The organism is Bacillus sp. SM2101 (assembly GCF_018588585.1).
GTDB classification, from domain to species: Bacteria; Bacillota; Bacilli; order Bacillales; family SM2101; genus Nanhaiella; species Nanhaiella sioensis.
The window spans coordinates 13,667-40,034 of record NZ_JAEUFG010000015.1 but is presented as its reverse complement, the minus strand read 5'-3'; the positions used below and the strand labels follow the sequence as shown (position 1 = coordinate 40,034).

Below are 26,368 nucleotides of genomic sequence, written 5' to 3'. Positions count from 1 at the left end.
TTCTAGCAATACTGATAAATCGTTATGGCAGTGATTCCGTATACCTCATGTTTTATTTGTGAAACACCACCGATTGTATTAGGTAGCTTAACATCTGTTGAATGTTCAACGACAATATGCCCGCCTTCATATAATAAACGATTATTTTCTATCAATTCAATAATATTCTTGATCTTCTGATGCTTATATGGGGGGTCTAAAAAGATTTTGGAAAATCGTAAATTTCGTTTAGTAATCGCTTTTAGCGCACGTTCTGCATCATTTCGATATATTTCTACATGATCAGTAAATTTGCAATATTCAACATTTGTTTTAATCGTTTGTATAGCCTTCACATCCCGATCAACAAATATGCAATGTTCCATCCCCCTACTTAAAGCCTCAAGCCCTAAGCCACCACTACCTCCAAACAAATCTAGAGCATAGCCACCATCAAAATATGGACCAATCATATTAAATATAGCTTCTTTTACCTTATCTGTTGTTGGACGTGTAGATTTACCCGGCACTGCCTTTAAAGGCATACCTTTACAGCTTCCTGAAACTACTCTCATTAACATCACCATTCTTACAAAATTGTAAATAAATTAAGCCTTATTTATTATAGATGATAAAAAAATATTTTGAAAGTGTATACAGTCACTTCAAATGGTCATAATTAGTAGTAACAACATCAAATTATTGATGTTGTTGCCAACCGCGGAGAAGACTTACGTTTCCCCATAAGTTCTTCCTCCGGTTTCTCCTCTCCCTTTGCCTTCTTATCTATGGGTGATATTTCGAAAATTATCCCTATGATATAGAAGGACCCTGTAGGTATCTGCAGGGTTTTTTTAATTTATAGACTTTATTCGTAAACTATGTTGCTGTAGTTCCTAAACTAGAAAATAAAAATGTCGTTTTACTCAACATTCATCGTTCAATAGAAGAACAGATGCCACGAAATTAAGTTGTTTACGTGTATATATTTCAACATGAAAACAGCCAATTATTGACCACTATGCTCACTTGCTTTGTTATTAATATGTAAGATCAATTGTTTGTTCATCCTTTTCAACCAATACTGCGAATAAATCAGTTAGCCACGTTTCATAAATGTAAACAGAATGATCAATCTGTTCCATTGGTTTAGATAATAATCCCCATTCTTCTTCATTATATATAAAATAGTTTTTATTTAAGTAAAATCTCCAAATATCTTGCCCTTTTTCAATATAAATGGTTTCTTGATCTGAAAAAAATGAAACCTTATACCCAGCATGACGTAATACATCCTCTAATGGGAACAAGAGCTGACCATTTCTGAAAATAACTGGTCGATTAACAATTTCTTTACTATTAATGAAGAAGTTTCTTTCATCAACAAAATAGAGGGAAGAAGTCTGATTCCTTTGATTAGTGTTTGCTGAAAAGAATGTTGTTTTACCTAAATCAATAGCTGATAACGACCTATCTAATAGTTCGGATGAAAGCTTCTTATTTTCATAAGTAAATATTATTTCAATAAATTCATCAAGAGCTTGTCCAGATAGCTGAGTGAACATTTCTTCAGAAAGTCTATTAGAAAATTCATCACCAACACTTCTGTTAAGAAGAATTGATTTCAGGACTTGTAAAATCCATTCATCATTTTCATCATAAGAAAAAGACTCAAATAAAACCTTATCTATATAACCTTCTTCAATAAAATTAACATCATCTTTATCATGAATGATTAAAGACGGTGTAATAACCAAATCCTCACCTGGAATATTTACTATCGTTAATGGAGATGAAGATGGCACACTTGCTAGCGATGGGGCATTTATTTTTTCAACTTGATTCCCTTCATTAACATAATATGTAATTTCTTCAACCTCTTCACTATCCAATTGTTTGTTTGTCCAAAAAATTGGTGGTGAATCCATATAGGAATATTCCCATGCATAAAAGTCAATATTCTCTTTAGAAATATATTTCTGCAGCGAGGCACCTGTCACCCAAGTCCCTCGAGGTGAATGATCTTCAATAATTTCTAAACGAGTATTTTTCAATTGTTGAGAGTGAAGGTTTATTGACCAATTTTCCATCAAGAAAGAATGTAGGGAACTATCAATTGATATTTGATATGTGAAAATGATATGTTGCTCATTACCATTCATTAAGGTAATATCATTGTCATTATAAATAATCTCGCATTGCTTTCCATTTTCTGTTTCACAAAAAATTTGCTCTTGCTCAATAACTGATGGAATCGATAATTCATACGTTGGTTGTACTAAACCATTATACGATTGTGTTACAACCAATGCGTTATCTTTCCGCACAAGCTGAATTGATTCATTTAACTGTGTATTATTATCCACCATTACTTTTTGTTCTGTATTTCCAGTATAAGAAAACCATTGCAATATGATGAGTGTCAAACTTAAAGTTATTAAAAGAAAAAGAATTGCATACAATGAACGTCTCATAACTATCTCCTAACTCGTAAAAACAACTAGAATATGATTAGTTTATCATAATCACACACTTTGTTAATAATAAAATATAGATAACCCCTTCCATGTTGGGAGGGGCTATAGTCCTAATTTATAGTCATATTCTTTAGCTTCATCAGGTTTAGAATTTTCAAATTCTATCTTCAAAAATGGCTTATGAGATACCTCGACCTTTTTCACAAATGAAAGACCATTTAATTTATTGCACATATGGTCTACTTCAGACATATCACAATACAGGACTACATACTTTAAACGTTTTGATACATAATGTACATTCCCATACTTTCTTAATAATTTAGCTTGTTTTAATGAAAAAAGCCATACTATAATCCCTTGTCTTTTGGAAAACATTACAATACTCCCCCGCTTGATTATTGATCTAGTGACAACCGCAGCTCCCACCTACACCACAACCACCTCCACAGCTTGAAGCAGCATCAAAGAATGGATTACCTGTAGGAACTTTAATTGAATCAGAGACGGTCTTTCCAATGATAATGCTTATTTCATCCAATAACACTTGAATGGAGTTTTCAGCTTTTTTAAACTCAGAAATGATTTCGTTTAAATCTACCTCACGTTTTATCTCTCTTACTTCTCGAGAGATCTTTTTGAAATCAGGATGATATTTTCCAAAACGCTGAACATCTTCGTACTGTTCCTTTATATTAACAAATTTATCAATTAACGATTGAGCATTCTCGTTCTTCTTCAATTTATTTAAACAATCATTGTAGTTTTCAAAAACTTCTGAATCAAGAATCATCTTCGATAATTCTTCAGCTCCATCAATAATTTCGACTGTTTCTAAAGTTGCAAGCATGATCACACCTCCATTCATTATCATAACATATTCTCATAACACATGTATCTTTCCGTTTATTTTTTTAGAGGCTGTTTTCAAATTAATTACATTTTCACGTACTAAGAAATAAACACATATATAACTATAGCTTCGTGGCAACCTATCTGTTATTAACCGAAGACAATGCAAGGAAGTTTAATTTCTCTGTGATCATTTTATATAATTAGCAACAAGGTTTGCGAATAGAGCCTTAATATCGTTCGTTCGCATCAAATGTTACTTTTCGTATTTGAGCCAAATACGAATTTAACCAATGTTCGGGGCATCTTTTCTTCTCTATAGACAATAACATTCATATCATACATATCAGTTACTCATATTTATGTGAAAATAAGCTAATAGTTTACGAAAAGAGCCTTACTCATCGTTCTTCTCGCATCAAATGTTGCTTTTCGTAAATGAGCTAAATACGAATATAGTCAACATTCGGAGCATCTTTTCTTCTCTATAGACAATAACATACATATCATTCACATTAGAGACTCGTATTAAAGAGAAAAAAAGCTAACAGTTTAAGAAAAGAGCCCTACTAATTGTTCTTTTCGTATCAGATGTTACTTTTCGTACTTGAGGCCAAACACGAATTTAACCATCGTTCGGGGCATCTTTTCTTCTCTATAGACAATAGCATTCATTTCATTCACATCAGAGACTCGTATTAAAGCGAAAAAAAGCTAACAGTATAAGAAAAGAGCCTTACTCATCGTCCGTTCGCATCAAATGTTCCTTTTCGTAAATGAACTAAACACGAATATAGCCAATGTTCGGGGCATCTTTTCTTATCTATAGGCAATAACATTCATATCATACATATCAGTTACTCATATTTAAGTGAAAATAAGCTAATATTTAGCGAAAAGAGCCTTACTCATCGTTCTTCTCGCATCAAATGTTGCTTTTTGTAAATGAGCTAAATACGAATATAGCCAACGTTCGGAACATCTTTTCTTCTCTCCCAAGATTATAAAAAATCATAAAATATATATTAATTACGAAAAGACTTACAAAACAACATAGTTTAAAAAAAAATTTTTTACAAGCTGTATAATTATTTTATCGTAACTTGAAATTCCTTTGTTTGTTGGTAGCTAGTAGAATCATTATGAACAAGATCTATTTTTATATTGTGTGTTCCTTTAGGTAAACCTTTAATAACAAATGCTGCTGTAGAAATTGTTTCCACTTTTTTATTATTGACAAAGACTTCAATATGTCCTTCACCATTTTTATTTGCCTTTTTTTCCTTTTGGAAAACAAAATTAGGTACATAACACTCAACGTACACATCTTGTCCTTTCACAAGGTGTGTGATAGATATCTTAGGCATTATTTGTTGTGTAGTGGCCTGAATCGCTACCTTATCTAAGCTGTTATCACGTACACTTATTACTGTAACATTCGTTTCTGGAGTAGGCTTTTCATTTCCACATGCTTGAATAATCGACATGGCTAACAATAAATATATTATTGTGAACATTTTCATGTTGTAATCACTCCTTTACAACATTATTGTTAGCTATGATTAGAGAAATTCATTCATTTTTTTGCAAAAAAAAAAACTAAGACGGAGATTAGCTACTTTGATCTGCTTGGAAAAAATTAGCTAACATAGAAAACATTTGAAAAGAGTTAGAAAATGTATCAAGTCTATGTTGAAAAGTCTTTCCATAATATGATCTAGCTTCATTTTCAAAAACTTTAATCGATTCTGGATTCCTCGAAAGTTTGCGGTACCAAATCGGTTGAGCTCGTATAAAATGCTGTAGCTCTTTGTTCGATTGTATATATTCATAAATTGTTGGTCTCATAATTTTTCCAACTCACTTTTTTAATCTTTTCGAAACGAGAAAGGAGTAAGGTCATTCGTTACCTGCTGTTGCTTTAGCTCTGGCTGAAATTGTTGTAAAACACTTTGAAGGGTAGTAATCGCCTCTCCAAATGTATTTAAATGTTGCTCAACTTGATTTAAGTCCATATTCTTTATGGAAGATAAAAAAGTTCCTAAAATCTCAGGTTTAGCTTCATTATTGTCTTCACTACTGTCATTACTATTGCTTCCTTTAAATTCATCCCACATTTCATCATCATCACCAAATAAATACCAGTCTTCAAAAAATTCCTGCCATGTCTTCTCACCACGGCGTACTTCACTGATGAGTTTAGGGTGTTGTTTAACAAATTCTTTAAACTTCTTAACATCAGGGTGGGCTCGTTTTTCCATCTTATTCACCTCATATACACTAGTACCTAATATAATGTATCAGTTTACCTATTCCGTTGTTCGCCCATTTTCCCTTAATCGTAGGTCTTTCTCTATTCCCACGATTCAATAAAATTTTGTGTATAATATTTTTTGTACACTCCAACTCCTAAATTTGTAAAATTCTCATTTAATAACGTCTCTCTGTGACTTTGGCTATTCAGCCAGCCAACCATAACGGCTATCCCATCAATATACTTTGCAGCTATATTTTCTCCAGCAGAAAAGTAATAAACATTTCCTTCTTTTAAACGTTCTGGTAATCCCCCACTTAATGGAGAAGTGTGAGAAAAATAATTTTCATCATACATTTCTTTACTATGTTTATGTGCAACGATGGCCGCTTCTTCATTCCACTGTACGGCAGGTAAATTATGCTGATTTCTAATAATATTTGTAAGGTCCAATATTTGTTTTGCGACACCTTGTTCAACTAATGCTAATTCCTCTATCGATAGCTCCTCAGAAGATAATACATCTCCCCTATATACTAGTTCATATGGTCTTTGTTTTATTAACGTATTTGCATCCATGTATCTAATACTCGATAATTTATTTGAATATCTATCAAAATATAATTGGATATAAACATCGTTTACTTTAACTAATGGACGAATTTCTAAGTCCTGTTCTGATAGTTCAAATCGATAATTATTGTTATTAGCTGTGAATGATATTGATTGCTCCAGAGAGTATGTGTTTATGATCTCATCGATAGGTTGTCCAATGATAAATGGTTCTGTGTTTAATTCCTCTCCAATTGCATATATCGTTGTCACTATATTGTTTTCAACGCCAATTTGAATATATTGTGATGGATGTTGATTATAAATCCACCAATCGTAATCATAAATGGACTTATCAACTCTTATTGGTTTCCCAAATTCTCTTTCAATAACTTCACTAGGTTTCCCTATAAACGAATCTAATCCGTTTAACGTAATTTCACGTTTTTCCACTTCAACACTACTATTCAACCGTTGATTAACTTGAATGATTTCTTCTTGATTGCTGATTTCATTTGAAGGTGAATCATTCATAAAAGTTATGATTCCAATAATTAGATAACTAGTAAATATTGCAAACCCTATTTTTCTTTTCATAGATCTACCTCCTTTCAGATTCTATAATTCTAGTAAAGTATATTGTATTTTTTTTCTAGATAGACCAATAAATTTTTATAGGACGATGTAATCAAATGAGAGTTTTCTACACTATGTTGTATTATTTCAAAATTAGATCAGTACTGCAGTTTTTTTACGATTGTTACAGTCTATAGCTAAGAAACATATGAACATGAACAAGCTATCATCGTATTTACCTCTTAGTATGCAAAGACTGTTTTATGAAAACTCTTTTCACAAACTTATTGCTTTATTTCTCTTTCATTTGAGTAACTGAATGTACAATATATTAATGTACTTTTTAGAGAAGAAAAGATGCCAAGAACGTTAATTATAATTACGTTTAACACTTTTCACCAAAAAACATTTAATGTGAAAATAACAGAGAATAAAATTCATTCTATTAACCAGGCTATTCCCGTAACCTTTTTGCTATTTTTACTAAAAATGGACAGTATGATGGACTTTTTGAGAACAACGCTAAATGTGTATATGCTGATATCTTAAAACGAAAACGAACAATCAATGTGAAAACAGCCATTAACAAAGACACTGATTAACAGTGCCTTTGTTAGTGGTGTAGTTCATCCGTTTCCGAAATCTCAGTTAGCGCATGTCCCGCACTTTCATCAGACATGTTATTAATAGCTAAATCTCCTAAAGATACAATACCTACCATATTACCATGCTCTACAACAGGTAAACGCCTAATCTGGTGTTCCGCCATGAGATTCGCTGCCTCTTCTACAGTAGTCTTAGGGTTACACGTGATCAATTGTTCAGTCATTACATTAATGACTGAATTTGAACCAGATCGTTTCTCTGCATATCCTCTAATGACTAGATCTCTATCTGTAATCATACCAATTAGTTCATCTTTATTCACTACAGGAATGGCTCCTACATCATATTCCTTCATCTTAACTGCAGCTTCATATACATTATCTAATGGGGTACAGCATTCGACTGACGTTGACATCACATCGCCTACATAATTCATTGTTGGTTCACTCCTTCTATATGGATATTACAAAATTGTTAATAACACAGAACGTTCAAATGATTGGTTATTTTTGTACTAAAATTTGTGTCCAATAATGTCCGTGACTGCCACCAGTCGTATAACCAACTCCTATATGTGTCATATCATGGTTGAGAACATTAGCTCTATGTCCTGAATTATTCATCCAAAATTTCACAACTTCTTCAGCTGAGCTATGCCCTACAGCAATATTTTCTGCCCCTGTATGAAAATGAACACCATAAGCTCTCAACATATTAAATGTCGAACCATATGTTGGGGATATATGAGAAAAGTAATTTTTATCTCGCATGTCTGCCGACTTAGTTCTAGCGATACTACTGAGAGTTGGATCTACTTTTAATGGCTGTAAACCGTTTATCGAGCGCTCAGCGTTAGTTAATTGAATTATTTTATCCTCTAAATTGGTCTTAACACCGTTTGTTGGTATATACACAACTTGCCCAGGAAATATCATGTTTGGATTCGGAAATTGTGGGTTTTCTTTAATTAATAATGACAGTTTTACTTTATATAATACTGCAATTTCCCACAATGAATCACCTGGTTGTACTTTGTACATCATAGTTCTTCCATCAGCAGCTCTAGGCATAGATGTCACGAGCAAGATCATACAGGTAATCACAGAAATTCATACTTTCTTCACTTTCATTCCTCCTTTCTAGAATAGTTTTACCAATACAGTAAAAAAATCTCTTGTATCTAAATTTTTTTATGTACTTTGTTTAATTTGTCATTTTGATAATAAATTTATTCTACTAATAAAGAAGTAAAAATCATCATATATCAAAAGGTTTATTTTCCATTAATTGTTATTTTTAGCGCAAAGCAATAAACAACGCAGCAAACTAGAGTACGTTGTATATTTTCTTCATTAAAACGATGGTTGTTGAGCCTTTACATGTTACTCTCCTAATTTAGGAACAATTGCTACAACGGATATGATGGTGCTTTTTTATAACACTAATTCAAAACACGTTAAATACGTAATGTAATAACTTCGCATTGCAACTTGCTCAATTTCATACTATTATTAACAAGAGTAAACTTATCTTTTTCAAAGATAATGGAGGGAAATACATAATGAAACTTGAAGCAGTTGGAATTCAAGAAAAATCAGTGGAGTTAGCACGGTTAAATGATGTTATGAAGGAAAATGGACTTGTTTTAGCAGGTCAATGGGATTATGAACGAGTTACATATGACCGTAAATTTGAGTTTAAAAATGAAGTTTATTATTTAAGAGTGCAAGGCTATGCAGTAGAGGGTGACGTAGGTAGTCGTCATGCAATGATAAAGCTGTTAACACCAGTACTAGGAAAGCATTATTATCCTCATGGTGTTGAATATGGTGAAGGTGAAAGTTTCCCAAAATCCTTAATTGAACAGTGTGAAAACTTATTGAATAATGTTAAGAAGAAAATTGATTCGCTTTAATAAAACCGCTGTCAAAAGGCTTTAGCAAGTTAAAAACGCATGAAAAATTCATGCGTTTTTAACTTGAATTTCATCAACCAGCACGTTAATAGCAGTTGGTCTAATTCCAGTCAATGCTTCAATCTCCGTAACCACTAATGCTTGTAACTTTTTACAAACTTGAGCTATATTTACACCATATTTCACACATACATGAATATCAATGATAATGTCATTTTTTTCATTTTTGATTAAAATTCCTTTTTGTCTTTGACCATTGTTTAAAAAAAGATATAGTTGTTCTTTTACATCATAAACAGTACCATCAATTTCTTCAATATCATTGATACAAATTGAGGTAATCACTGCAAACACATTTTCTGTAATGCTAAGGGAGCCTTTTGACAAAAATTGAGTGATCATATGTTATTACTCCTTTCAAATTCCCTTTTCTTTTAGTATATGTATACAAAATATGTTGTTGAAGTAATACTTTTCATAATATAATTTTATATATAAACAAAGTCTGACTTCATTTTGATTATCTCTATCTCACTTAGAAATAAACACCTATTTAATTGGTTTTGTGAGCCTTGTTAACGATGGCAGTCGTTAAGATCCTCATCCAGCTTTTCAACTTTATTTATATGTGCAGCAGTGCTTTGGAGAGGCACATAAAGAAATGAAAAGATGACAATAAGAAAGGAGTTAAGTCTTGTTAAATAAACAGGTTAGACGTAATTTAGTGATTGCCTTGATTCTTATCACAGTATTTATTATCGGATACTTAATATTGCCAGTATCCATTCCATTAATAATAGCGCTTGTCACTGCACTATTATTAGAACCGATTATTAAGTTATTACAAAATAAAGCAAACATTTCACGTAATTTATCTGTATTTTTTGTTTTTACTTTATTTTTAGTCTTTATTGGAGTTAGTGGATACTTTGTAACGACAAAGGTTGTAACTGAAGTGATAAAAATCGTCGAAAATGCTCCAACTTATATAAATGAAATTAGTCGTGCTTGGGAAAAGTTTGAAAAGAATTTATACAACATTGCACAGGATTTACCGCAGGAGTTTGTAGACGTAGTAACTATTGAAGTTGAATCATTTTTTTCTAACCTTAAGGAAGATGTAACTTCATCATTAACTATTGATAATGTTAAAAATATTTTTACCAATATTCCGAACTTTTTAGTTAGTCTTATCGTATACTTAATTGCACTTTTTCTTTTTCTATTAGACCTCCCACGTTTACGGGGTAGAGTAAACGCACATTTAACCGAGAAAACAGCTGATAAAGTTAATTTTATGTCATCTCGGCTATCCTATGTAATTTTTGGTTTTTTTAAAGCTCAGTTTCTTGTAAGCATTATTATATTTTTAGTATCACTTGTAGGTTTATTATTTATTACTCCAAATATTGCATTAGTGATGGCCCTAATTATTTGGGCGATTGATTTCATTCCAATTATTGGGTCAATCGTTATTTTAGGACCGTGGGCGCTATTCCATTTGTTTGCTGGGGATGTTGTATTAGGAACTAAATTAGCTATTTTAGCAATTGCTCTTCTTATTATACGTCGTACTGTTGAGCCTAAGGTAATGGGTAGCCATATTGGATTATCACCACTATCAACACTCATTGCAATGTATTTAGGCTTAAAGCTACTAGGGATTTTAGGGTTCATTTTAGGACCGCTACTCTTAATAGCTTTTAATTCAGCTCGCGAAGCAGGCATAATTAAGCTAAATTTTAAACTATAGGATGTATACTAAATTTAACGACATAAAAAAATGGAGCATCGTCATATAGACGGGTACTCCATTTTTTTATGATCAATGTTACCTCATTTGCTTGTAATTTCTCAATCTTCCCAACTAGGATTTAGGGCGTGTCTCCCCTGCTTTAAACCATTATCTATAATACTTCTAGCCAGTACAAATCATGACAACAAGATACTTTAAAACTTTTCAGCTGTAAGCCATTCTAATAACCTAGAATTGCTCTTATGACTGATGTAGTATCTCCACCTGGATAAAGCACATATAAAAGGACATATACAGCTACACCTGTAATAGCAGTAAAAAACCATATTATACTTGTAACTGGTCCGATCTTCTTATGTTTTGCGATTCGATTATTAAATCCTAGGTATAATGTAATTAAACCAAAAACCCCGCCAGTAGTAGCAAGAATAATATGGAATATTAAAAACAATGTATAATATATTTTTATATCCTCTGGCCCGCCAAAACTCGTGTTACCTATAAATATTGTTCTAGATACGTAAATGATGAAGAATGTTAAAGCAAATATAGCAGCCCATATCATAACTTTTTTATGTGCTTCAATCTTTCGCTGTTTTATGAGATACCAACCAATCGCAACAAAAATCGCACTTAGAACAATAAAGCTTGTACTAATCGTAGGTAGAATTTTTATCGTTTGTTCCATATGTCTCCCTCTCTGTATCAATTTTTATGTAAATACATAACTATTTTAGTAAAAATGTTTTACATAATCAATGGATATACTAGTCTCATATTAAAAAATAACGGGTCTGATCTACATACAGCATGAATGGTGTAGAATAAGACCCACTTAGTATTCCCCTATTTTATCGTTTGAGGTGTCATATATTTTTCAAGCTCTTTTTCCTCTTGCTCACGGTCTTTTTTAGCCCACTGGAAGAATATATGAGCTAAAATCGCTCCGTAGACAATTTCTTGGATAATTTTCATTAATACCCCACCTAGCTGCTGGTCTTCTAGCAATGGTAAAGTATTAAATAACTCAGGTCCAGTTAGCTGTATAGAAGATAGCATATCAGCGGGAACACATAATTTTAATGCATTTACCCAAGCGGTCGGATCACTATAAGTTATATATAAAGGTTCCTGGGCAAATATGATAAGTGCACAGGCAGGTGTTAACAATATCCCATCAGCAAAAATGTAACCGATCTTTTTAATTCCAGATAAGGATTGACTTTCTTCAAGTGTATTTATTAATGGCCACCACATCAACATTGCAGCAATAAATATCCCAATTGTAACAGCGGCATGTAACAAGCTATTTGTTTTCACTATATCAAAAATAACTGGTATATGGTAAAAGGAAAAAGCACCGTTAAACAAAATAAGTGCAATAAGCGGTTTCGAGAATAACGAAAAGACCGGCTTGACATATCGAACATTTAATAACCATCTGTAAAACCAATTCGGGAATGCCAAAATTAGTAATGGTGGAATAATTAAATATAATGTCGCCATTTGAACCATATGAACACTTAACATTAGATGTCCTAGTAGATCAACTGGTGATCCTTTTATAACATACAATAAAACCATTGCTGTTACAAAATAGCTTATTTGCTTTTTGGAAGCTGGGCTATCTGCTGATAACTTCTTTCGCAACGGACCCATTAATAAAAAATAACATGTAACTAATATACAAATCCAAATGAAGAAGTAGGGGCTCCACAATGCTCGAAATCCAAATACCGATAAATCCATATATTCTTCACCTCTTATTGTTCGCAAGTTTTTCTAGATTTTAATGCAATAAGAAAATCGGCAAAATGCCGATTTTCTTATTTACCACCAAACAATTGTCATGAAAGCTAAAACAGTAATTAATCCAACTAATAACCCAGAGTATAGAAATAAAGCAGGTGCTTCATGACCTTTATGATTCATGTGCATAAAATAATACAATTGAAAAATAACTTGTATTACTGCTAGTAATATAATGAACGGAACTGTAAACCAACGTGAAAACTCATAGCCAACAGCTATAAAAGCAGCAATCGTTAAAAATATCATTAAAACAAATGATATGACATGATGCTTCATCTCTTCAGCACTTTTTTTCCTCCGATAAGCTATATCGACTCTCGGGTTACTGGAATTTGAATGATTTGTCGTCATAAATTTATCCCACCACTCCCATTAAGTATACTACAGTAAAAATAAACACCCATACTACATCAATAAAGTGCCAATAAAGGCTCGCAACATAAAATTTAGGTGCATTATACAAGTCTAAACCACGTTTGCTATTACGAATCATTAACGTTAATATCCATACTAAACCAAAAGCAACGTGAGCTCCATGCGTCCCAACTAGAAAATAGAAAGCAGAACCAAATGCACTACTCGTAAACGTATGACCTTCATGCACATATTCCATAAACTCATAAATTTCTAAGCCAAGGAAAGCTGCACCAAGGAACAATGTAATACCTAGCCATAGTTGCATCTTTTTGAAATCGAAATTCTTCATGTGATACATTGCGTACACACTCGTTAAACTACTTGTCAGTAACAGCATAGTAGCGACAAAAGCTATTGGTAATTGGAATAATTCTTCTGACGAAGGTCCACCATTCGTACTATTTTTTAAAGCTAAATAAGTAGCGAACAATGTAGAGAATGTAACTGTTTCAGCACCTAAGAAAAACCAAAATCCTAAAAATTTATTCTTTCCTTCGAGGGTAGCTTTTTCCGGTGAAGCAGGAAATGTTTCGGCTGTTAATTTTTCTTCAACATGCATTATGCCTTTACCCCCTTATTATCATCTTCAACTAATTCTTCTTTATGAATGTGGAATCCATGATCGTCAATTACAGAGCGTAGGAACATCGCGCCAAACGTAATTAAACCACCTAAAATTCCAACGAATAATCCCCAACTATAATCATTTATAAATAAGATTCCGATACCAGAAATAAATAAACCTAGTGACATAACGAATGGTAAAATAGATGAATTAGGCATATGAATATCACCTAATGGCTCAGCAGGTGTCATTTCTTTTTTACCTTCCATCTTTTCAATCCAAAATGCATCTAATCCACGTACTAATGGCGTTTGTTTAAAGTTATAGAATGGTGGAGGTGAAGCTATTGCCCACTCTAAAGTTCGCCCAGTACCCCAAGGGTCATTGCCAACTTTTTCATTTTTAATACTAGTAATAATGACATTCACTAATAAAATGACAGTTGCTACGGCCATGAAGATAGCACCTATACTACTGATTAAATTCCCGGTTTCAAATCCTTTGCCTTCTGCAAATGTGTATACTCGTCGAGGCATACCCATTAAACCTAAGAAATGTTGAATAAAGAAAGTCAAGTGGAAACCAATTAAGAATAGCCAAAAAGTTATTTTTCCAAGTGTCTCATTTAGCATAGTACCAAACATTTTTGGCCACCAATAATGTGCCCCTCCAAATAATGCAAGAACTACACCACCGACAATTACGTAATGGAAATGTGCAACGACGAAATAACTATCATGATATTGATAATCGGCCGCAGCACCAGCAAGCATAATACCAGTTACTCCACCCATTACAAATGATGGTATAAATGCTACTGCATAAAGCATCGGAGTAGTGAAGCGAATACTTCCTCCCCACATTGTAAATAACCAGTTAAAGATTTTAATACCTGTTGGTACCGCAATTGCCATCGTAGCTACAGAGAATATTGCATTGGCAATTGGTCCTAAACCAACTGTAAACATATGGTGAGCCCAAACCATGAAGCCTAAAAAGCCAATTAATACTGTTGCAAAAACCATTGATGAATAACCAAATAGTCTTTTCTTCGAAAATGTTGCAAAAATCTCTGAAAAAATACCGAATGCCGGCAGTACGAGAATATACACTTCTGGGTGTCCAAAAATCCAGAATAAATGCTCCCAAATAATTGTATTACCACCCATAGCTGGATCGAAGAAATTTGCACCGAACAAACGATCAAATATCATTAAGAAAAATCCAACTGTTAATGGTGGAAACGCAAACAAAATAAGTGCTGAAGTGACAAATGTTGACCATGTAAACAACGGCATACGCATATATGTCATTCCAGGAGCACGCATAGTAATAATCGTTACAAGAAAGTTAATACCACCAATTAACGTACCAAATCCAGAAATTTGTAATCCGATGGTATAAAAGTCAATTCCATGTGTGGAGGATTCTAATGCTAGTGAAGCATATGAAGTCCAACCCGCATCTGGTGCGCCACCTAAAAACCAACTAAGGTTTAAAAAGATTCCACCAAAGAAAAACAACCAAAATCCTAGTGCATTTAAAAATGGAAATGCTACGTCACGAGCACCAATTTGGATTGGCATTACTGCGTTCATCATCGCAAAAACGAGCGGCATCGCAGCTAAGAATATCATAGTAGTTCCGTGCATCGTCAATATTTGGTTGTATAGTTCACCAACAAAAAATCCTTGATCCGGGGCCCATAACTGTATGCGGATAAATAGTGCTTCTAGTCCGCCGACAACAAAGAAAAATCCTCCGGCAATTAAGTATAGGATGGCTATCTTTTTATGGTCAACCGTCGTTAAATAATCCCATACTGTAGCACCAAACCCCTTTTTTTGAGTTAACGTACTCACAAATGTTACCTCCCTTTAATATATAAAGATCAATCCCCTAGTATTTACTCTACTTTCAGTCCCATTAAATATTCGACTAAAGCATCCATATCATTAGGTTGTAAATCCCCATATGTACCAGACATTTTATTTCCTGGTTTGAATTGTTCTGGATCCTCTAACCAAGCTCTTAAATTTTCTTCATTATGATCTATGACACCTGCAATTGTTTCACGTTCACCGAACGTAGCCAAGTTAGGTGCGATACGAGCTCCAAAAGGTCTTGTGTCTTCTGGTGAAACTGCATGACATGCAAGACAGCTGTTATTAAATATTTCCTCACCTTGGACTGCTAAATCAGTTGAAGCCACAGGGGTAGTAGCATTTTGCATTTTGCTAATCCAACTATCGAAATCATCCCTCGATAACGGCTTCACTTTGAAGTCCATTTTCGCATGTGACGGTCCGCATAATTCAGCACATTCACCCCAGAAAACGCCGCCAGCTTCTTCTGTTTTGGCAGAATCAAACTCTAAGAAAAATTGGTTTGTGTTATCCGTGTTTGTATCCATTTTCCCACCAACAGCAGGTACCCAAAATGAATGTTTAACATCTGAAGCGATTAAATTAAAATATACTCGCTCATCTGTTGGAACGATTAAATCTTGACTTGTGATAATGCCGTAATCTGGATACTCAAATTCCCACCAATATAAATTAGCAGTTACATTAACTACTACAGCATTTTCATCGCGTGTTTCCTCTAGCATTGGAGTCACGTCAGCTAGTTCAAATGTCGCTTTAACAACTGGAACAGCTAAAATTAACAATAAAATAATCGGGATAACAGTCCAGATCACTTCTAGTTTATGACTTCCTTCTACTTGCTTAGGAATTTTGTTTTCTTCCCCTTTACGTTCCTTGAAACGCAATAAGACAAAAATGAAAATAACTGTGACAACAACAATAACAAGGACCATTATTACTGCTGACAAAATCATTAGGTCATATTGCATTTCTGCTACTTCTCCCGCTGGCTGTAGTGTGGATAAAAATGGTTTTCCACAGCCTGATAAAAATAACGCTATGACTGATATTACAGAAATCAAGCGCCAATTAGGTAGCCACTTTTTCATAGCTTCTTCATACCCCTCTTTCATTTAATGTTTCTAAAATATAATAAAATAAATTCCTTCTAACAGCTATATGTTATTAGAGAAAGAACTTCTACAATTAAGAAGACAACTATACATTGACTTTAACAATTATATAATTGTCACGACAACCATTGCTACAAACAGAATGGTCAAATAGTTAAGTGAGTATACAAACATTAAGCGTGCCCATTTCACATCGTCTTGCATCTTAAAACCAGCTAACCCTAAAGCCAACCATCCTACATTGAGAACAGTAGCTAAAATTAAAAACGGGATTCCCAGTGCAAATAAATAAAATGGTAATGGTAGGAGACATGCAACCCAAACAACCATTTGTCGCTTGGTGATCGCAAATCCATGAACAACAGGGAGCATTGGAATTCCTGCAGCTCTATACTCTTCCACACGTTTCATTGCAAGCGCCAGAAAATGTGGCGGCTGCCATACAAACATGATGATAAATAAAATCCAAGCAACACTATGTAAATTAGCATCTATTGCAGCCCAGCCAATTAATGGCGGTACTGCTCCGGATATACTTCCAATTACTGTATTTAAAGTGTAAAGTCTTTTTGACCACATCGTATATAAAATAACGTATGAGATAATACCGATCAACCCAATAACAGCAGCAGTTATAGTTGTAAACGCTAATATCCCTGTGCCAATTACTGTCAACAATAGACCTAAAGCTAACACTTGTGATGGTTGAACTTTGCCTGTCACAGTAGGTCTTTGTTTTGTTCTATCCATTAAGTGATCTATATCTCGGTCAATAAAATTATTTAGACTACAAGAACCTGCAATAATTAGTGCTGAGCCTATTAAAGTTAATAGAACAACATCTATATTTTCGAAAAAACCTACACCTGAAAAATACATGGCGAGCCATAATCCGGTAAATGTCGTAATTAAATTAGAATTAACAATCCCTATTTTAATTAGAGCAAGAAAGTCCTTCCAAACGCTTGTCTCGTGTAAATGATGTTGAGTGCTTTGCTCCAACATATTTGTTTCGTCTAGCGTCCTCGTATTAGACATTCAAATTCCCCCCTTCAGTTAATTTCTAATAGTATTACTTTTCACTTCAGTATAATAATATGATGCTCAATTCTAGTAAAAACAAAGCATTTAAACTGTTATGTAGTATTACTTCGAACAGATTTAACTAAGTAGTGTGACTTTATTAACTATTAATGCACAATTTTGAGTTAGCCAAATAGTATCACTGTATATTAAATCACATTTCGAGATGGTTTTGTGAATTTTTTTTGAATAAATTTTGTTTTTTTTTTGTCTATAATAAATCAAGTAAAAAAAATTAGTAAAACGTTCACAAATTTGTGTTATTTTATCCATATTATTTACATAAAAGGTATTATAAACACTATGTGTGTAGGGTTTAACAAACTTTAAATGTTCCTATTCCATTGACAATTACCTTTTCTCTGAAACAATAAGATCAAACAATCTTTTTATGAAAGAATATGAGCAAAAACTTTTTTAATATATGAATTAACTATTTTCATTATTATATATCCCACATGTCAGAAATATTACTATGCATTTTTCCTTTGCTATTTATACATAATTTCGCTATCATAAAGTTTGGTTATTTGCTTAAGTGACCGTTATTTCATTTCTTACATATGAAGGTGATGTAGTGAACAAAAGATTAAAATTATTTGCGGTCTTAACGACCATCGGTATGCTCTTTATATTAATAGGGGGTGCCCTTGTAACAAAAACAGATTCGGGGATGGGGTGTGGAAAATCATGGCCTTTATGCGAGGGCGAACTAATCCCTAGTAATATTTCACCTGAAAAAGTCATCGAACTAAGTCATCGTGTCGTCTCAGGCACAGTAGGAATAATGGTTCTTATCCTCTCTATTTGGTCATGGAGATCGATTGGGCATATAAGAGAAACGAAGCCTTTAGCTATTATTTCATTTGTATTCTTATTAATGCAAGCTTTAATTGGTGCAGCTGCTGTCATGTGGGGACAATCATCATTTGTACTAGCCTTACATTTCGGTATATCATTAATTTCTTTTGCTTCGGTTCTATTATTAACATTGCTCATCTTTGAAGTTGATAAAAAATTTGATGCTGAAAAAATAGTCATCGCATCTAAAATGAAATGGCATATATATGCAGTAACGATTTATAGTTATTTAGTAGTATATTCTGGTGCATTAGTAAGACATAAAAGCGCAAGCCTAGTCTGTAAAGATTGGCCGATGTGTAATAATAATAATGCCTGGGGGTTGCCTACTACGAGCCATGAATGGATACAAATGGGTCACAGGTTTGCAGCAGGAATAATCTTCATTTGGATTATCTTTATTACAATGAGGGCATTAAAACACCATAAACACCAAAGAGTTATTACATGGGGATGGGTTATCGCGTGCACACTCGTAATATTACAAGTTATCACTGGTGCCATCATCATATTTAGTAAATTAAATCTGATAGTTGCATTATTACATGCATTATTTATCTCATGTTTATTCGGTGTATTAAGTTATTTAGTTTTATTAGCATCCAGAAGTACCAGGAATGAAAAGCTGCAAGATTAAATATTAATTAGAGTTTCAAAAAGGTCTGACTACACACCTACATTTCTGTATATAAGACAAGGAGAAGTCTTATATACAGAACGATAGCGTAAAGTCAGACCTTTTTTTATGTTAATATTACATAACTATTGTGATAGTTCAATTAATAAATCTTCTGTTTGAATTGCTTCACCCGATGAAACATGTATAGCCGTTACTGTACCAGCAAACGGCGCTTGTACAGTTGTTTCCATCTTCATAGCTTCAGTGATCAATAAATGGTCTCCTTTATTGACTTTCTCCCCTTTTTCAACTAACACTTTTAAAACAGTACCAGGCATAGAGGCTCCGAGGTGATTCGGATTGTTTTTATCCATTTTTGATTTAGTAGCAACCGTAGATTTTACATTTTCATCTTTGATAATTACCTCACGTGGTTGACCATTTAACTCGAAATAAACGACACGAGTTCCGTCAGCTTGTGGCTGTCCGATGGAAACTAATTTGACAATTAAAGTTTTACCTTGTTCTATCTCTACTTCAATTTCTTCTCCAAGTCGCATACCATATAAAAATGTTGGAGTATCTAGTTTTGAGACATTGCCAAACTGTTCGCCTGTTTTAATGTAATCCATAAACACTTTTGGATATAATGCATATGCGATGGCATCAAAATCAGTTACTTGCCTATTTAATGTATGAAACAGCTGTTCTTTTATCGCAAAAAAATCAACTGACTCAATATGTTCACCCGGTCTATCAGTTATTGGTTCACGTCCTTTTAGAATTAAGCGTTGTAATTCTTTCGGAAATCCACCATAAGGCTGACCTAATGACCCAGAAAACAACTCAACTACAGAATCAGGGAAATCTAACGTCTCTCCTCGTTCATAAACATCCTCTTCAGATAAGTTATTTTGCACCATATACAGCGCCATATCACCAACAACTTTAGATGATGGGGTAACTTTAACAATATCACCAAACATATCATTTACTCTTCGATACATACGTTTGACTTCTTGCCATCTTTCTCCAAGTCCCACAGCTTTAGCTTGTTGTTGTAAATTACTATATTGACCACCTGGCATTTCATGAATATATACTTCTGAATGTGGGGCTTTCATTCCGCTTTCAAAATCTTGGTAATAACTTCGGACACCTTCCCAATATTGAGATAACTGCTCTAAACCATTGATGTCTGCTGTTGGCATTCTGTCAGACCCTTCTAATGCATAACATAGCGTACTTGCACTAGGTTGACTCGTTAACCCTGCCATTGAGCCCATAGCTACATCTACAATGTCAACCCCTGCATCTATTGCTTTTGAATACATCAAAATTCCATTACCACTCGTATCATGCGTATGTAAATGGATAGGAATATCAATTGTTTCTTTCAGGGATGAAATTAGTTCATAGGCTGCCTGAGGTTTTAACAAACCTGCCATATCTTTAATGCCTAATATATGTGCACCTGATTGCTCTAACTCTTTAGCAAGGTTTTTGTAATATGTTAAATCATACTTCGTACGAGTTGGATCAGTAATATCACCTGTATAGCAAATTGCTGCTTCAGCGATCTTCCCATTTTGACGAACTGAGTCTATCGCAAGCCTCATTCCTTCTACCCAGTTTAGACTATCAAATATTCTAAAAACATCAATTCCTGCATGAGATGATTTCTCTACGAATTCACGAATTACATTATCTGGATAATTTTTATAACCAACTGCATTTGATGCTCGGAGTAGCATCTGAAATAATACATTCGGTACTTTTTCTCTTAATGTTAATAAACGTTCCCACGGATCTTCTTTCAAGAACCGATACGCCACATCGAATGTCGCTCCTCCCCACATCTCCATTGAAAATAAATCAGGAATTAAGCGAGCTGTTGGTTCGGCAATTTGCTTTAAATCATTTGTACGGAATCTTGTTGCTAATAAAGATTGATGAGCATCACGGAAAGTGGTATCTGTGAGCAACACTTGCTTTTGCTCTTGAATCCAATGAACAAGTCCGTCAGCACCAAAATCATTAAGAATTTGCTTTGTACCTGATGGCATTTGCTCTGAGCTCTTTAATTTAGGAATTAGAGGTTTATCAAATACTGGCTTCTTTCTTTTTTCTACTCCTGGGAAACCATTGACAGTCACCGTTCCGATATATGAAAGCATTTTAGTTCCTCTATCTTTTCGCTTCGGAAATACAAATAATTCTGGTGACGTATCTATAAATGAAGTGTCATATTCACCTGTCAGGAATTTTTGGTGTTTAACTACGTTTTCCAAAAACGGTATATTTGTTTTAATACCACGTATTCGAAATTCTCTTAAATTTCGAACCATTTTTGCAGCAGCTTGTTCAAAAGTTAAAGCCCACGTTGATAGCTTGACTAAGAGTGAATCGTAATGGGGCGTAATAACCGCTCCTTGAAATCCATTACCCGCATCTAAGCGTACTCCAAAGCCTCCGCCAGATCGATATGCCATAATCTTACCTGTGTCTGGCATGAAGTTATTCAATGGATCTTCCGTAGTAACACGAGATTGAATTGCAAAGCCATGAGTAATAATTTGCTCTTGACTAGGAATCCCTACTTTATCACTATGAAGCCCTTGTCCCTCAGCTATAAGAATTTGAGATTGTACAATATCAATACCTGTAATCATCTCAGTTATTGTATGCTCCACCTGCACTCTAGGATTGACTTCAATAAAATAGAACTCTCCTCCCGATACTAGAAATTCAACTGTACCAGCATTTATATAATCAACATTCTTCATTAGTTTTACAGCGGCCTGACAAATATCATCTCTTAGCTTTTCTGACAAACTAATACTAGGTGCAATTTCTACAACCTTTTGATGACGACGCTGTACAGAACAATCTCGTTCGAACAAATGAACAATATTACCCTCATGATCCCCTAGTATTTGTACTTCAATATGCTTTGGAAGTTCTATCAATTTTTCTACGTATACTTCATCATTACCAAAGGCAGCCTTCGCTTCAGATTTCGCACGGTCGTAAGATTCTTTGACTCCTGCTTCACTGCGAACAATTCTCATCCCACGTCCACCACCACCTAAGGAAGCCTTAATGATAATTGGATAACCATGGGTTTTACCAAATAACTCCACATCTTCAACACTATTAACTGGACCATCACTACCTGGGATAACAGGAATATCAGCTAAAACAGCTTGATCTCTTGCTTTTACCTTGTCTCCAAACATATCTAAGTGCTTCGATTGAGGCCCGACAAATATAATCCCTTCTTCCTCACATCGCCTAGCAAAATTAATGTTCTCAGACAAAAATCCATATCCAGGGTGAATTGCGTCAATATTGTTAGTTTTTGCAATATCAATAATGTTTTCGATATCCAGATATGCGTCAATTGGTTTTTTTCCTTCACCTACAAGATAAGCTTCATCTGCTTTATATCGATGAAAAGATCCAGTATCTTCCTTTGAATAAATCGCTACAGTACGAATGTTTAGTTCTGTACAAGCTCTAAATACTCGGATCGCAATTTCTCCACGATTTGCTACTAGTAGTTTCTTGATGCGACGATTTGTTTTCATTGTTTTCCCCCTTGACTGTGTAAGTATAATAAGTTATGAAAAAATAGTGCAACAGTGTTAGCACATATTGTGACATACGATGGATTTAATATGAAATTGGTTTTCGGAAAGTTTGTTGGTGCTTAATTGGTTGCTCATTCATTTCTTGTGGTTTATCCAATTGACGATTAACAAACATCGATATATTAACTAGAATTCCCATTGAAATCATTAATAATAAAAATGATGACCCACCGTAACTAATAAAAGGTAGTGGAACACCTGTAATCGGAATTAAGCCGGTTACCCCGCCTAAGTTAATGAAGGTTTGAATACCTATCATTGACGAAATGCCAATAGCAAGTAAACTGCCAAATGGATCGTTGCTTTTTCGAGCAATAAGAAATCCCTTTAGGATAATAAACAATAATAAAAATAACACAAAGGTAACTCCAAACAATCCTAACTCTTCTGCGATAATAGCCATAATAAAGTCTGTATGAGATTCCGGTAAATAACCAAACTTCTGAATACTTTCTCCAAGTCCTAAACCGTTTAAACCTCCTAACCCTATAGCTATGTACGAATTAACTAGCTGGTAACCACCACCAACTATATCCTCATTTGCAAACGGATCTAAATAACCATAAAGTCGCCCCAGCCTTTTTTCTGTAAAAATCTGATTCGAGAAAATAACGAATATAGGTGTAATTAAAATTAAGCCAGCAAGAGCTAACATACCTAGTTTAATTAAATTTTTTATCCCCATACCAGATGACATAATTATTGTGGTCGCAATCATTGCAATGATAGTAGCTGTCCCAATATCAGGCTGTAGAACAACCAAAATACAAATAAATCCCACAAAAATTATTGGTGGCAAAACTGCCCTATCAAATTGATTTATGTATGATTGCTTTTTTGAATATGCAGCAGCTAGATATATAATGACAGCCATCTTAGCAAACTCTGATGGTTGTAATCGAATAATACCTAACTTTAACCAACTTTGGGCATTACCAGCTGTGTGACCTAAAAAGAATACAAATATTAACAAGGCAATAATACCTAACACAATGCCTTGAAGAATCTTTTTTGATGCATACGCTTTATACGGAAAGATCATGGTCGATAGAAATGCTATAAAACCAATTATTAGCCATTTTTTTTGTTGCTGAAAAAAAAAGTCACTTTGCCCACCTGTATATTCATCATACCTTGTTACCGATATAACAGTACTGGAACTATATATCATCAATAATCCAAAGACACTCAATAGCAATACAGCAACTACAATTGAATAATCATATGATTTGAACATTTTTTTTATCATATATCCTCTTCCTAACTACATATTAATACAAAAACTTTTATAAATATTATTCTCCATTAAACTACGAAAAACCTTTGACGTTTTGTTAAAAACTGAATATTCTAAGATATGTAATGTTTATAAAAAAACTCAAACCATCTTCATAGTTTGAGTTAATGCATATTATTTTTTCGTCGATGCTTCATGTAGGGAAGAAAGCTCCTTCTCTAATTCATCCAGTAACTCTTTACCCTGTTGTTCTTCTATAAGCCTTAACCTTACTGCAAAATCTATTTCTCTAGATAAGCCAAACATTTGCGTATCTAGTACTTCTTCATATAATGGACACTGCGGCATCGTTAAGTTATCCATTTGAACTTTTATTAACTTCAGTATTTTTGCAGCATCAGCTTTTAAGAGACTGTATGCTTTTTCACGTTCATTTGTTGCAATTTCAGCCGTCAAAATTAATCCCTCCGTTCACGAGCGACTACCCCAATCCTATCTATAAATATTACCGTGAAAAAAGGAAAAAAGCAAGAAAAAAGCGATTTTTCAATACTAAAATATACTGAACTTGAATGTTGTGGAAAGTATTTCTAGCATCTTTAGTCCAGCAATGCTATTACCTTTATCATCTAAAGATGGTCCATAGATACCAATTCCAAATTTATTAGGTAACACTGCAAGAATTCCTCCAGAAACGCCACTCTTTGCAGGTAAGCCTATTTTGATTGCAAACTCTCCAGATGCATTATACATTCCACATGTAACCATAAAAGTTTTACATATTCTCGCTATTTGTGCAGGAATGATTCTCTCTCCTGTGCATGGATTGGTACCATCAAACGCAAAAACTAATGCTATTTTCGCTAATTCAATACAATTAATATTTATTGCACATTGTTTCGTGTATACATCCAATAACCGTTCAATATCTCCATTTATAATCCCATGTTCTTTCATATAGTAACCTAAAGATCGATTTAGATATGCTGTATGAAACTCTGAATCCGCAACCTCAGACGAATAGGAGATATGATCACCACCTGTAAGTTTACGGACAAATGATATAAAATTATTAATTTGTTCACTTGCTGTGTTACCGCTTATCATGTTTGTTACGGCTAAAGCACCTGCATTTATCATTGGGTTTAAAGGTTTGGAAGGAACTGTTGTTTCTAGCTTAGCAATTGAATGAAAGGGGTCACCAGTTGGCTCCATCCCCACTTTAGAAAAAACATATTTTTCTCCATGCTCCATTAGTGCTAATGCTAAACTAATTACCTTTGATATACTTTGCAAAGTAAACCTTTTATTCACATCTCCAGCAGAATTGCACGTACCATCAGGATAATATAGAGCTATAGCTAAATCTTCTTTATTAGCTTTAGCTAATGCGGGTATGTATGCTGCCACATTACCATACTGTATACATTCTCTAGCTGCATTAACAGTTCGCTCTAATTCACTAGCGGATTTACAAGCCATAATATCTCTCCTTAGTTTCTCACTGTTAGTGTATATTTATCTTGTCCAGGTCTGAACGTTTCATGATGTACTAATGACAATTATTTAAAAACACGCTATACTTTTGCTAATGAAATAAGTAGAAAGGTTGATTCTAGTGACATCAATTGTAATGATAGAAGGCAATGTAGCATATAACATCACACTTGATCCCGCAGTATGGATATTTGATGACAGACGAATTAATTTAAAATCGTTCTTTTCTTCAAATAAAGAGGAAGATAAGTCTGAAGGTAATGTAACAAATGTTTCAAAGCAATGGGAACGTGAAATCAGCGAAGGGGCGATTTCACCACCTACATTACAAACGGAAAAAAAATTTGAGAAGGAAAAAGTTTTAACTGGTTCATTCGGTATTTTACTTAAACATTTTTTAGAAAATGCACAGCCGCTACAAAATGCTACAGCATTAGATATAGTTACTCACACAGAAACCATTACAATCTCACTCTCACAAGCTGCAGATGCTATTTTAGCTTTTTCCAACAACGGAGAGCCTTTAAAAGATAATGGGCCAATACATATATATTTTGCTGATGGGTCTAACAAGGAAAGCCCGATCACACATATAAGAAAGTTCATTGTTAAATAAGACTGTTTCCTACATTTATTGAGAAGCGCAAGGTCTTACA

The 26,368-nt window shown here is 33.9% G+C and carries 26 protein-coding genes; 4 read left to right on the top strand and 22 right to left on the bottom strand.

Translation table 11 applies throughout. From position 1 onward, the window contains the following. Positions 1 to 2: 2 nt before the first annotated feature. The 10 genes from rsmD to JM172_RS15175 form a co-directional block, all read right to left on the bottom strand. On the bottom strand, positions 3 to 554 hold the full coding sequence (gene rsmD, locus JM172_RS15220; RefSeq protein ID WP_214483281.1) for a 16S rRNA (guanine(966)-N(2))-methyltransferase RsmD: 552 nt from the start codon (positions 552 to 554) through the stop codon (positions 3 to 5). A gap of 465 nt (positions 555 to 1,019) precedes the next feature. Next, positions 1,020 to 2,453, bottom strand: coding sequence for a stalk domain-containing protein (locus JM172_RS15215; protein ID WP_214483222.1), 1,434 nt, complete (start codon positions 2,451 to 2,453; stop codon positions 1,020 to 1,022). 105 nt (positions 2,454 to 2,558) lie between these two features. Continuing rightward, positions 2,559 to 2,834, bottom strand: a complete 276-nt coding sequence (locus JM172_RS15210; protein WP_214483221.1) for a YlbG family protein — start codon at positions 2,832 to 2,834, stop codon at positions 2,559 to 2,561. Positions 2,835 to 2,862: 28 nt separating this feature from the next. Next, positions 2,863 to 3,306 carry a YlbF/YmcA family competence regulator gene (locus tag JM172_RS15205; protein ID WP_214483220.1) on the bottom strand — a complete coding sequence of 148 codons (444 nt, stop codon included), beginning with the start codon at positions 3,304 to 3,306 and terminating at the stop codon, positions 2,863 to 2,865. Between the two features lie 1,090 nt (positions 3,307 to 4,396). Beyond that, entirely contained in the window at positions 4,397 to 4,831 is a 435-nt protein-coding gene (locus tag JM172_RS15200) for a hypothetical protein (protein WP_214483219.1), read from the bottom strand. Positions 4,832 to 4,919: 88 nt separating this feature from the next. After that, the gene (locus tag JM172_RS15195) at positions 4,920 to 5,156 is read right to left on the bottom strand and encodes a YlbE-like family protein (RefSeq protein ID WP_214483218.1); all 237 of its coding nucleotides are present in this window, start codon (positions 5,154 to 5,156) and stop codon (positions 4,920 to 4,922) included. A 20-nt stretch (positions 5,157 to 5,176) separates the two neighbouring features. After that, on the bottom strand, positions 5,177 to 5,569 hold the full coding sequence (ylbD, locus tag JM172_RS15190) for a YlbD family protein (RefSeq protein WP_214483217.1): 393 nt from the start codon (positions 5,567 to 5,569) through the stop codon (positions 5,177 to 5,179). Between the two features lie 92 nt (positions 5,570 to 5,661). Next, positions 5,662 to 6,711: a CAP domain-containing protein gene (locus JM172_RS15185; RefSeq protein WP_250886692.1), complete on the bottom strand. Its 1,050-nt coding sequence runs from the start codon at positions 6,709 to 6,711 to the stop codon at positions 5,662 to 5,664. Between the two features lie 592 nt (positions 6,712 to 7,303). Beyond that, positions 7,304 to 7,732 carry a CBS domain-containing protein gene (locus JM172_RS15180; RefSeq protein WP_214483216.1) on the bottom strand — a complete coding sequence of 143 codons (429 nt, stop codon included), beginning with the start codon at positions 7,730 to 7,732 and terminating at the stop codon, positions 7,304 to 7,306. Positions 7,733 to 7,799: 67 nt separating this feature from the next. Then, on the bottom strand, positions 7,800 to 8,387 hold the full coding sequence (locus JM172_RS15175) for a CAP domain-containing protein (RefSeq protein ID WP_250886691.1): 588 nt from the start codon (positions 8,385 to 8,387) through the stop codon (positions 7,800 to 7,802). A gap of 470 nt (positions 8,388 to 8,857) precedes the next feature. On the opposite strand from JM172_RS15175, the gene JM172_RS15170 reads away from it, so the two are divergent. Continuing rightward, on the top strand, positions 8,858 to 9,211 hold the full coding sequence (locus JM172_RS15170) for a YugN family protein (protein ID WP_214483215.1): 354 nt from the start codon (positions 8,858 to 8,860) through the stop codon (positions 9,209 to 9,211). 48 nt (positions 9,212 to 9,259) lie between these two features. Here the strand turns inward: JM172_RS15170 and JM172_RS15165 are convergent, their stop codons facing one another. Beyond that, the gene (locus JM172_RS15165; RefSeq protein ID WP_214483214.1) at positions 9,260 to 9,613 is read right to left on the bottom strand and encodes an Asp23/Gls24 family envelope stress response protein; all 354 of its coding nucleotides are present in this window, start codon (positions 9,611 to 9,613) and stop codon (positions 9,260 to 9,262) included. A 292-nt stretch (positions 9,614 to 9,905) separates the two neighbouring features. Here JM172_RS15165 and ytvI point away from each other — a divergent pair, with 292 nt between their 5' ends. Further along, positions 9,906 to 10,964, top strand: coding sequence for a sporulation integral membrane protein YtvI (gene ytvI / locus JM172_RS15160; protein WP_214483213.1), 1,059 nt, complete (start codon positions 9,906 to 9,908; stop codon positions 10,962 to 10,964). Positions 10,965 to 11,187: 223 nt separating this feature from the next. Here ytvI and JM172_RS15155 read toward each other — a convergent pair whose 3' ends face one another. From JM172_RS15155 to cyoE, 7 genes are all read right to left on the bottom strand, one after another. Further along, positions 11,188 to 11,655 (bottom strand): DUF420 domain-containing protein, encoded by a 468-nt coding sequence (locus JM172_RS15155; protein WP_214483212.1) that lies wholly within the window; start codon positions 11,653 to 11,655, stop codon positions 11,188 to 11,190. A gap of 158 nt (positions 11,656 to 11,813) precedes the next feature. Beyond that, entirely contained in the window at positions 11,814 to 12,716 is a 903-nt protein-coding gene (ctaG, locus tag JM172_RS15150) for a cytochrome c oxidase assembly factor CtaG (RefSeq protein ID WP_214483211.1), read from the bottom strand. 81 nt (positions 12,717 to 12,797) lie between these two features. After that, entirely contained in the window at positions 12,798 to 13,130 is a 333-nt protein-coding gene (gene ctaF, locus JM172_RS15145; protein WP_214483210.1) for a cytochrome c oxidase subunit IVB, read from the bottom strand. A gap of 4 nt (positions 13,131 to 13,134) precedes the next feature. After that, positions 13,135 to 13,755 carry a cytochrome (ubi)quinol oxidase subunit III gene (locus JM172_RS15140; RefSeq protein ID WP_214483209.1) on the bottom strand — a complete coding sequence of 207 codons (621 nt, stop codon included), beginning with the start codon at positions 13,753 to 13,755 and terminating at the stop codon, positions 13,135 to 13,137. Continuing rightward, positions 13,755 to 15,623, bottom strand: a complete 1,869-nt coding sequence (ctaD, locus tag JM172_RS15135) for a cytochrome c oxidase subunit I (RefSeq protein ID WP_214483208.1) — start codon at positions 15,621 to 15,623, stop codon at positions 13,755 to 13,757. Before ctaD ends, JM172_RS15140 begins: the two co-directional genes overlap by 1 nt. 44 nt (positions 15,624 to 15,667) lie before the next feature. Continuing rightward, on the bottom strand, positions 15,668 to 16,738 hold the full coding sequence (gene coxB, locus JM172_RS15130; RefSeq protein ID WP_214483279.1) for a cytochrome c oxidase subunit II: 1,071 nt from the start codon (positions 16,736 to 16,738) through the stop codon (positions 15,668 to 15,670). Positions 16,739 to 16,867: 129 nt separating this feature from the next. After that, the gene (gene cyoE / locus JM172_RS15125) at positions 16,868 to 17,767 is read right to left on the bottom strand and encodes a heme o synthase (protein ID WP_250886696.1); all 900 of its coding nucleotides are present in this window, start codon (positions 17,765 to 17,767) and stop codon (positions 16,868 to 16,870) included. 655 nt (positions 17,768 to 18,422) lie between these two features. Here cyoE and JM172_RS15120 point away from each other — a divergent pair. Next, positions 18,423 to 19,343, top strand: a complete 921-nt coding sequence (locus JM172_RS15120) for a COX15/CtaA family protein (protein WP_214483206.1) — start codon at positions 18,423 to 18,425, stop codon at positions 19,341 to 19,343. 125 nt (positions 19,344 to 19,468) lie between these two features. Here JM172_RS15120 and pyc read toward each other — a convergent pair whose 3' ends face one another. From pyc to glsA, 4 genes are all read right to left on the bottom strand, one after another. Continuing rightward, positions 19,469 to 22,915, bottom strand: coding sequence for a pyruvate carboxylase (gene pyc, locus JM172_RS15115; RefSeq protein ID WP_214483205.1), 3,447 nt, complete (start codon positions 22,913 to 22,915; stop codon positions 19,469 to 19,471). A gap of 85 nt (positions 22,916 to 23,000) precedes the next feature. Continuing rightward, positions 23,001 to 24,227, bottom strand: a complete 1,227-nt coding sequence (locus JM172_RS15110; protein ID WP_214483204.1) for an FtsW/RodA/SpoVE family cell cycle protein — start codon at positions 24,225 to 24,227, stop codon at positions 23,001 to 23,003. Positions 24,228 to 24,389: 162 nt separating this feature from the next. Next, the gene (locus JM172_RS15105; protein WP_214483203.1) at positions 24,390 to 24,671 is read right to left on the bottom strand and encodes an Fpa/YlaN family protein; all 282 of its coding nucleotides are present in this window, start codon (positions 24,669 to 24,671) and stop codon (positions 24,390 to 24,392) included. A gap of 96 nt (positions 24,672 to 24,767) precedes the next feature. Then, positions 24,768 to 25,697, bottom strand: coding sequence for a glutaminase A (gene glsA, locus JM172_RS15100; protein ID WP_214483202.1), 930 nt, complete (start codon positions 25,695 to 25,697; stop codon positions 24,768 to 24,770). 136 nt (positions 25,698 to 25,833) lie between these two features. Between glsA and JM172_RS15095 the strand changes: the two genes are divergently transcribed. Next, positions 25,834 to 26,328: a molybdopterin-binding protein gene (locus JM172_RS15095; RefSeq protein ID WP_214483201.1), complete on the top strand. Its 495-nt coding sequence runs from the start codon at positions 25,834 to 25,836 to the stop codon at positions 26,326 to 26,328. Positions 26,329 to 26,368: the final 40 nt, after the last annotated feature.

Excerpts from the sequence above, each read along its gene's own strand:
- rsmD (WP_214483281.1), bottom strand. The coding sequence starts at position 554 with ATGAGAGTAGTTTCAGGAAGCTGTAAAGGTATGCCTTTAAAGGCAGTG.
- JM172_RS15215 (WP_214483222.1), bottom strand. The coding sequence starts at position 2,453 with ATGAGACGTTCATTGTATGCAATTCTTTTTCTTTTAATAACTTTAAGT.
- JM172_RS15210 (WP_214483221.1), bottom strand. The coding sequence starts at position 2,834 with ATGTTTTCCAAAAGACAAGGGATTATAGTATGGCTTTTTTCATTAAAA.
- JM172_RS15205 (WP_214483220.1), bottom strand. The coding sequence starts at position 3,306 with ATGCTTGCAACTTTAGAAACAGTCGAAATTATTGATGGAGCTGAAGAA.
- JM172_RS15200 (WP_214483219.1), bottom strand. The coding sequence starts at position 4,831 with ATGAAAATGTTCACAATAATATATTTATTGTTAGCCATGTCGATTATT.
- JM172_RS15195 (WP_214483218.1), bottom strand. The coding sequence starts at position 5,156 with ATGAGACCAACAATTTATGAATATATACAATCGAACAAAGAGCTACAG.
- ylbD (WP_214483217.1), bottom strand. The coding sequence starts at position 5,569 with ATGGAAAAACGAGCCCACCCTGATGTTAAGAAGTTTAAAGAATTTGTT.
- JM172_RS15185 (WP_250886692.1), bottom strand. The coding sequence starts at position 6,711 with ATGAAAAGAAAAATAGGGTTTGCAATATTTACTAGTTATCTAATTATT.
- JM172_RS15180 (WP_214483216.1), bottom strand. The coding sequence starts at position 7,732 with ATGAATTATGTAGGCGATGTGATGTCAACGTCAGTCGAATGCTGTACC.
- JM172_RS15175 (WP_250886691.1), bottom strand. The coding sequence starts at position 8,387 with ATGATCTTGCTCGTGACATCTATGCCTAGAGCTGCTGATGGAAGAACT.
- JM172_RS15170 (WP_214483215.1), top strand. The coding sequence starts at position 8,858 with ATGAAACTTGAAGCAGTTGGAATTCAAGAAAAATCAGTGGAGTTAGCA.
- JM172_RS15165 (WP_214483214.1), bottom strand. The coding sequence starts at position 9,613 with ATGATCACTCAATTTTTGTCAAAAGGCTCCCTTAGCATTACAGAAAAT.
- JM172_RS15155 (WP_214483212.1), bottom strand. The coding sequence starts at position 11,655 with ATGGAACAAACGATAAAAATTCTACCTACGATTAGTACAAGCTTTATT.
- ctaG (WP_214483211.1), bottom strand. The coding sequence starts at position 12,716 with ATGGATTTATCGGTATTTGGATTTCGAGCATTGTGGAGCCCCTACTTC.
- ctaF (WP_214483210.1), bottom strand. The coding sequence starts at position 13,130 with ATGACGACAAATCATTCAAATTCCAGTAACCCGAGAGTCGATATAGCT.
- JM172_RS15140 (WP_214483209.1), bottom strand. The coding sequence starts at position 13,755 with ATGCATGTTGAAGAAAAATTAACAGCCGAAACATTTCCTGCTTCACCG.
- coxB (WP_214483279.1), bottom strand. The coding sequence starts at position 16,738 with ATGAAAAAGTGGCTACCTAATTGGCGCTTGATTTCTGTAATATCAGTC.
- cyoE (WP_250886696.1), bottom strand. The coding sequence starts at position 17,767 with ATGTTGGAGCAAAGCACTCAACATCATTTACACGAGACAAGCGTTTGG.
- pyc (WP_214483205.1), bottom strand. The coding sequence starts at position 22,915 with ATGAAAACAAATCGTCGCATCAAGAAACTACTAGTAGCAAATCGTGGA.
- JM172_RS15110 (WP_214483204.1), bottom strand. The coding sequence starts at position 24,227 with ATGATAAAAAAAATGTTCAAATCATATGATTATTCAATTGTAGTTGCT.
- glsA (WP_214483202.1), bottom strand. The coding sequence starts at position 25,697 with ATGGCTTGTAAATCCGCTAGTGAATTAGAGCGAACTGTTAATGCAGCT.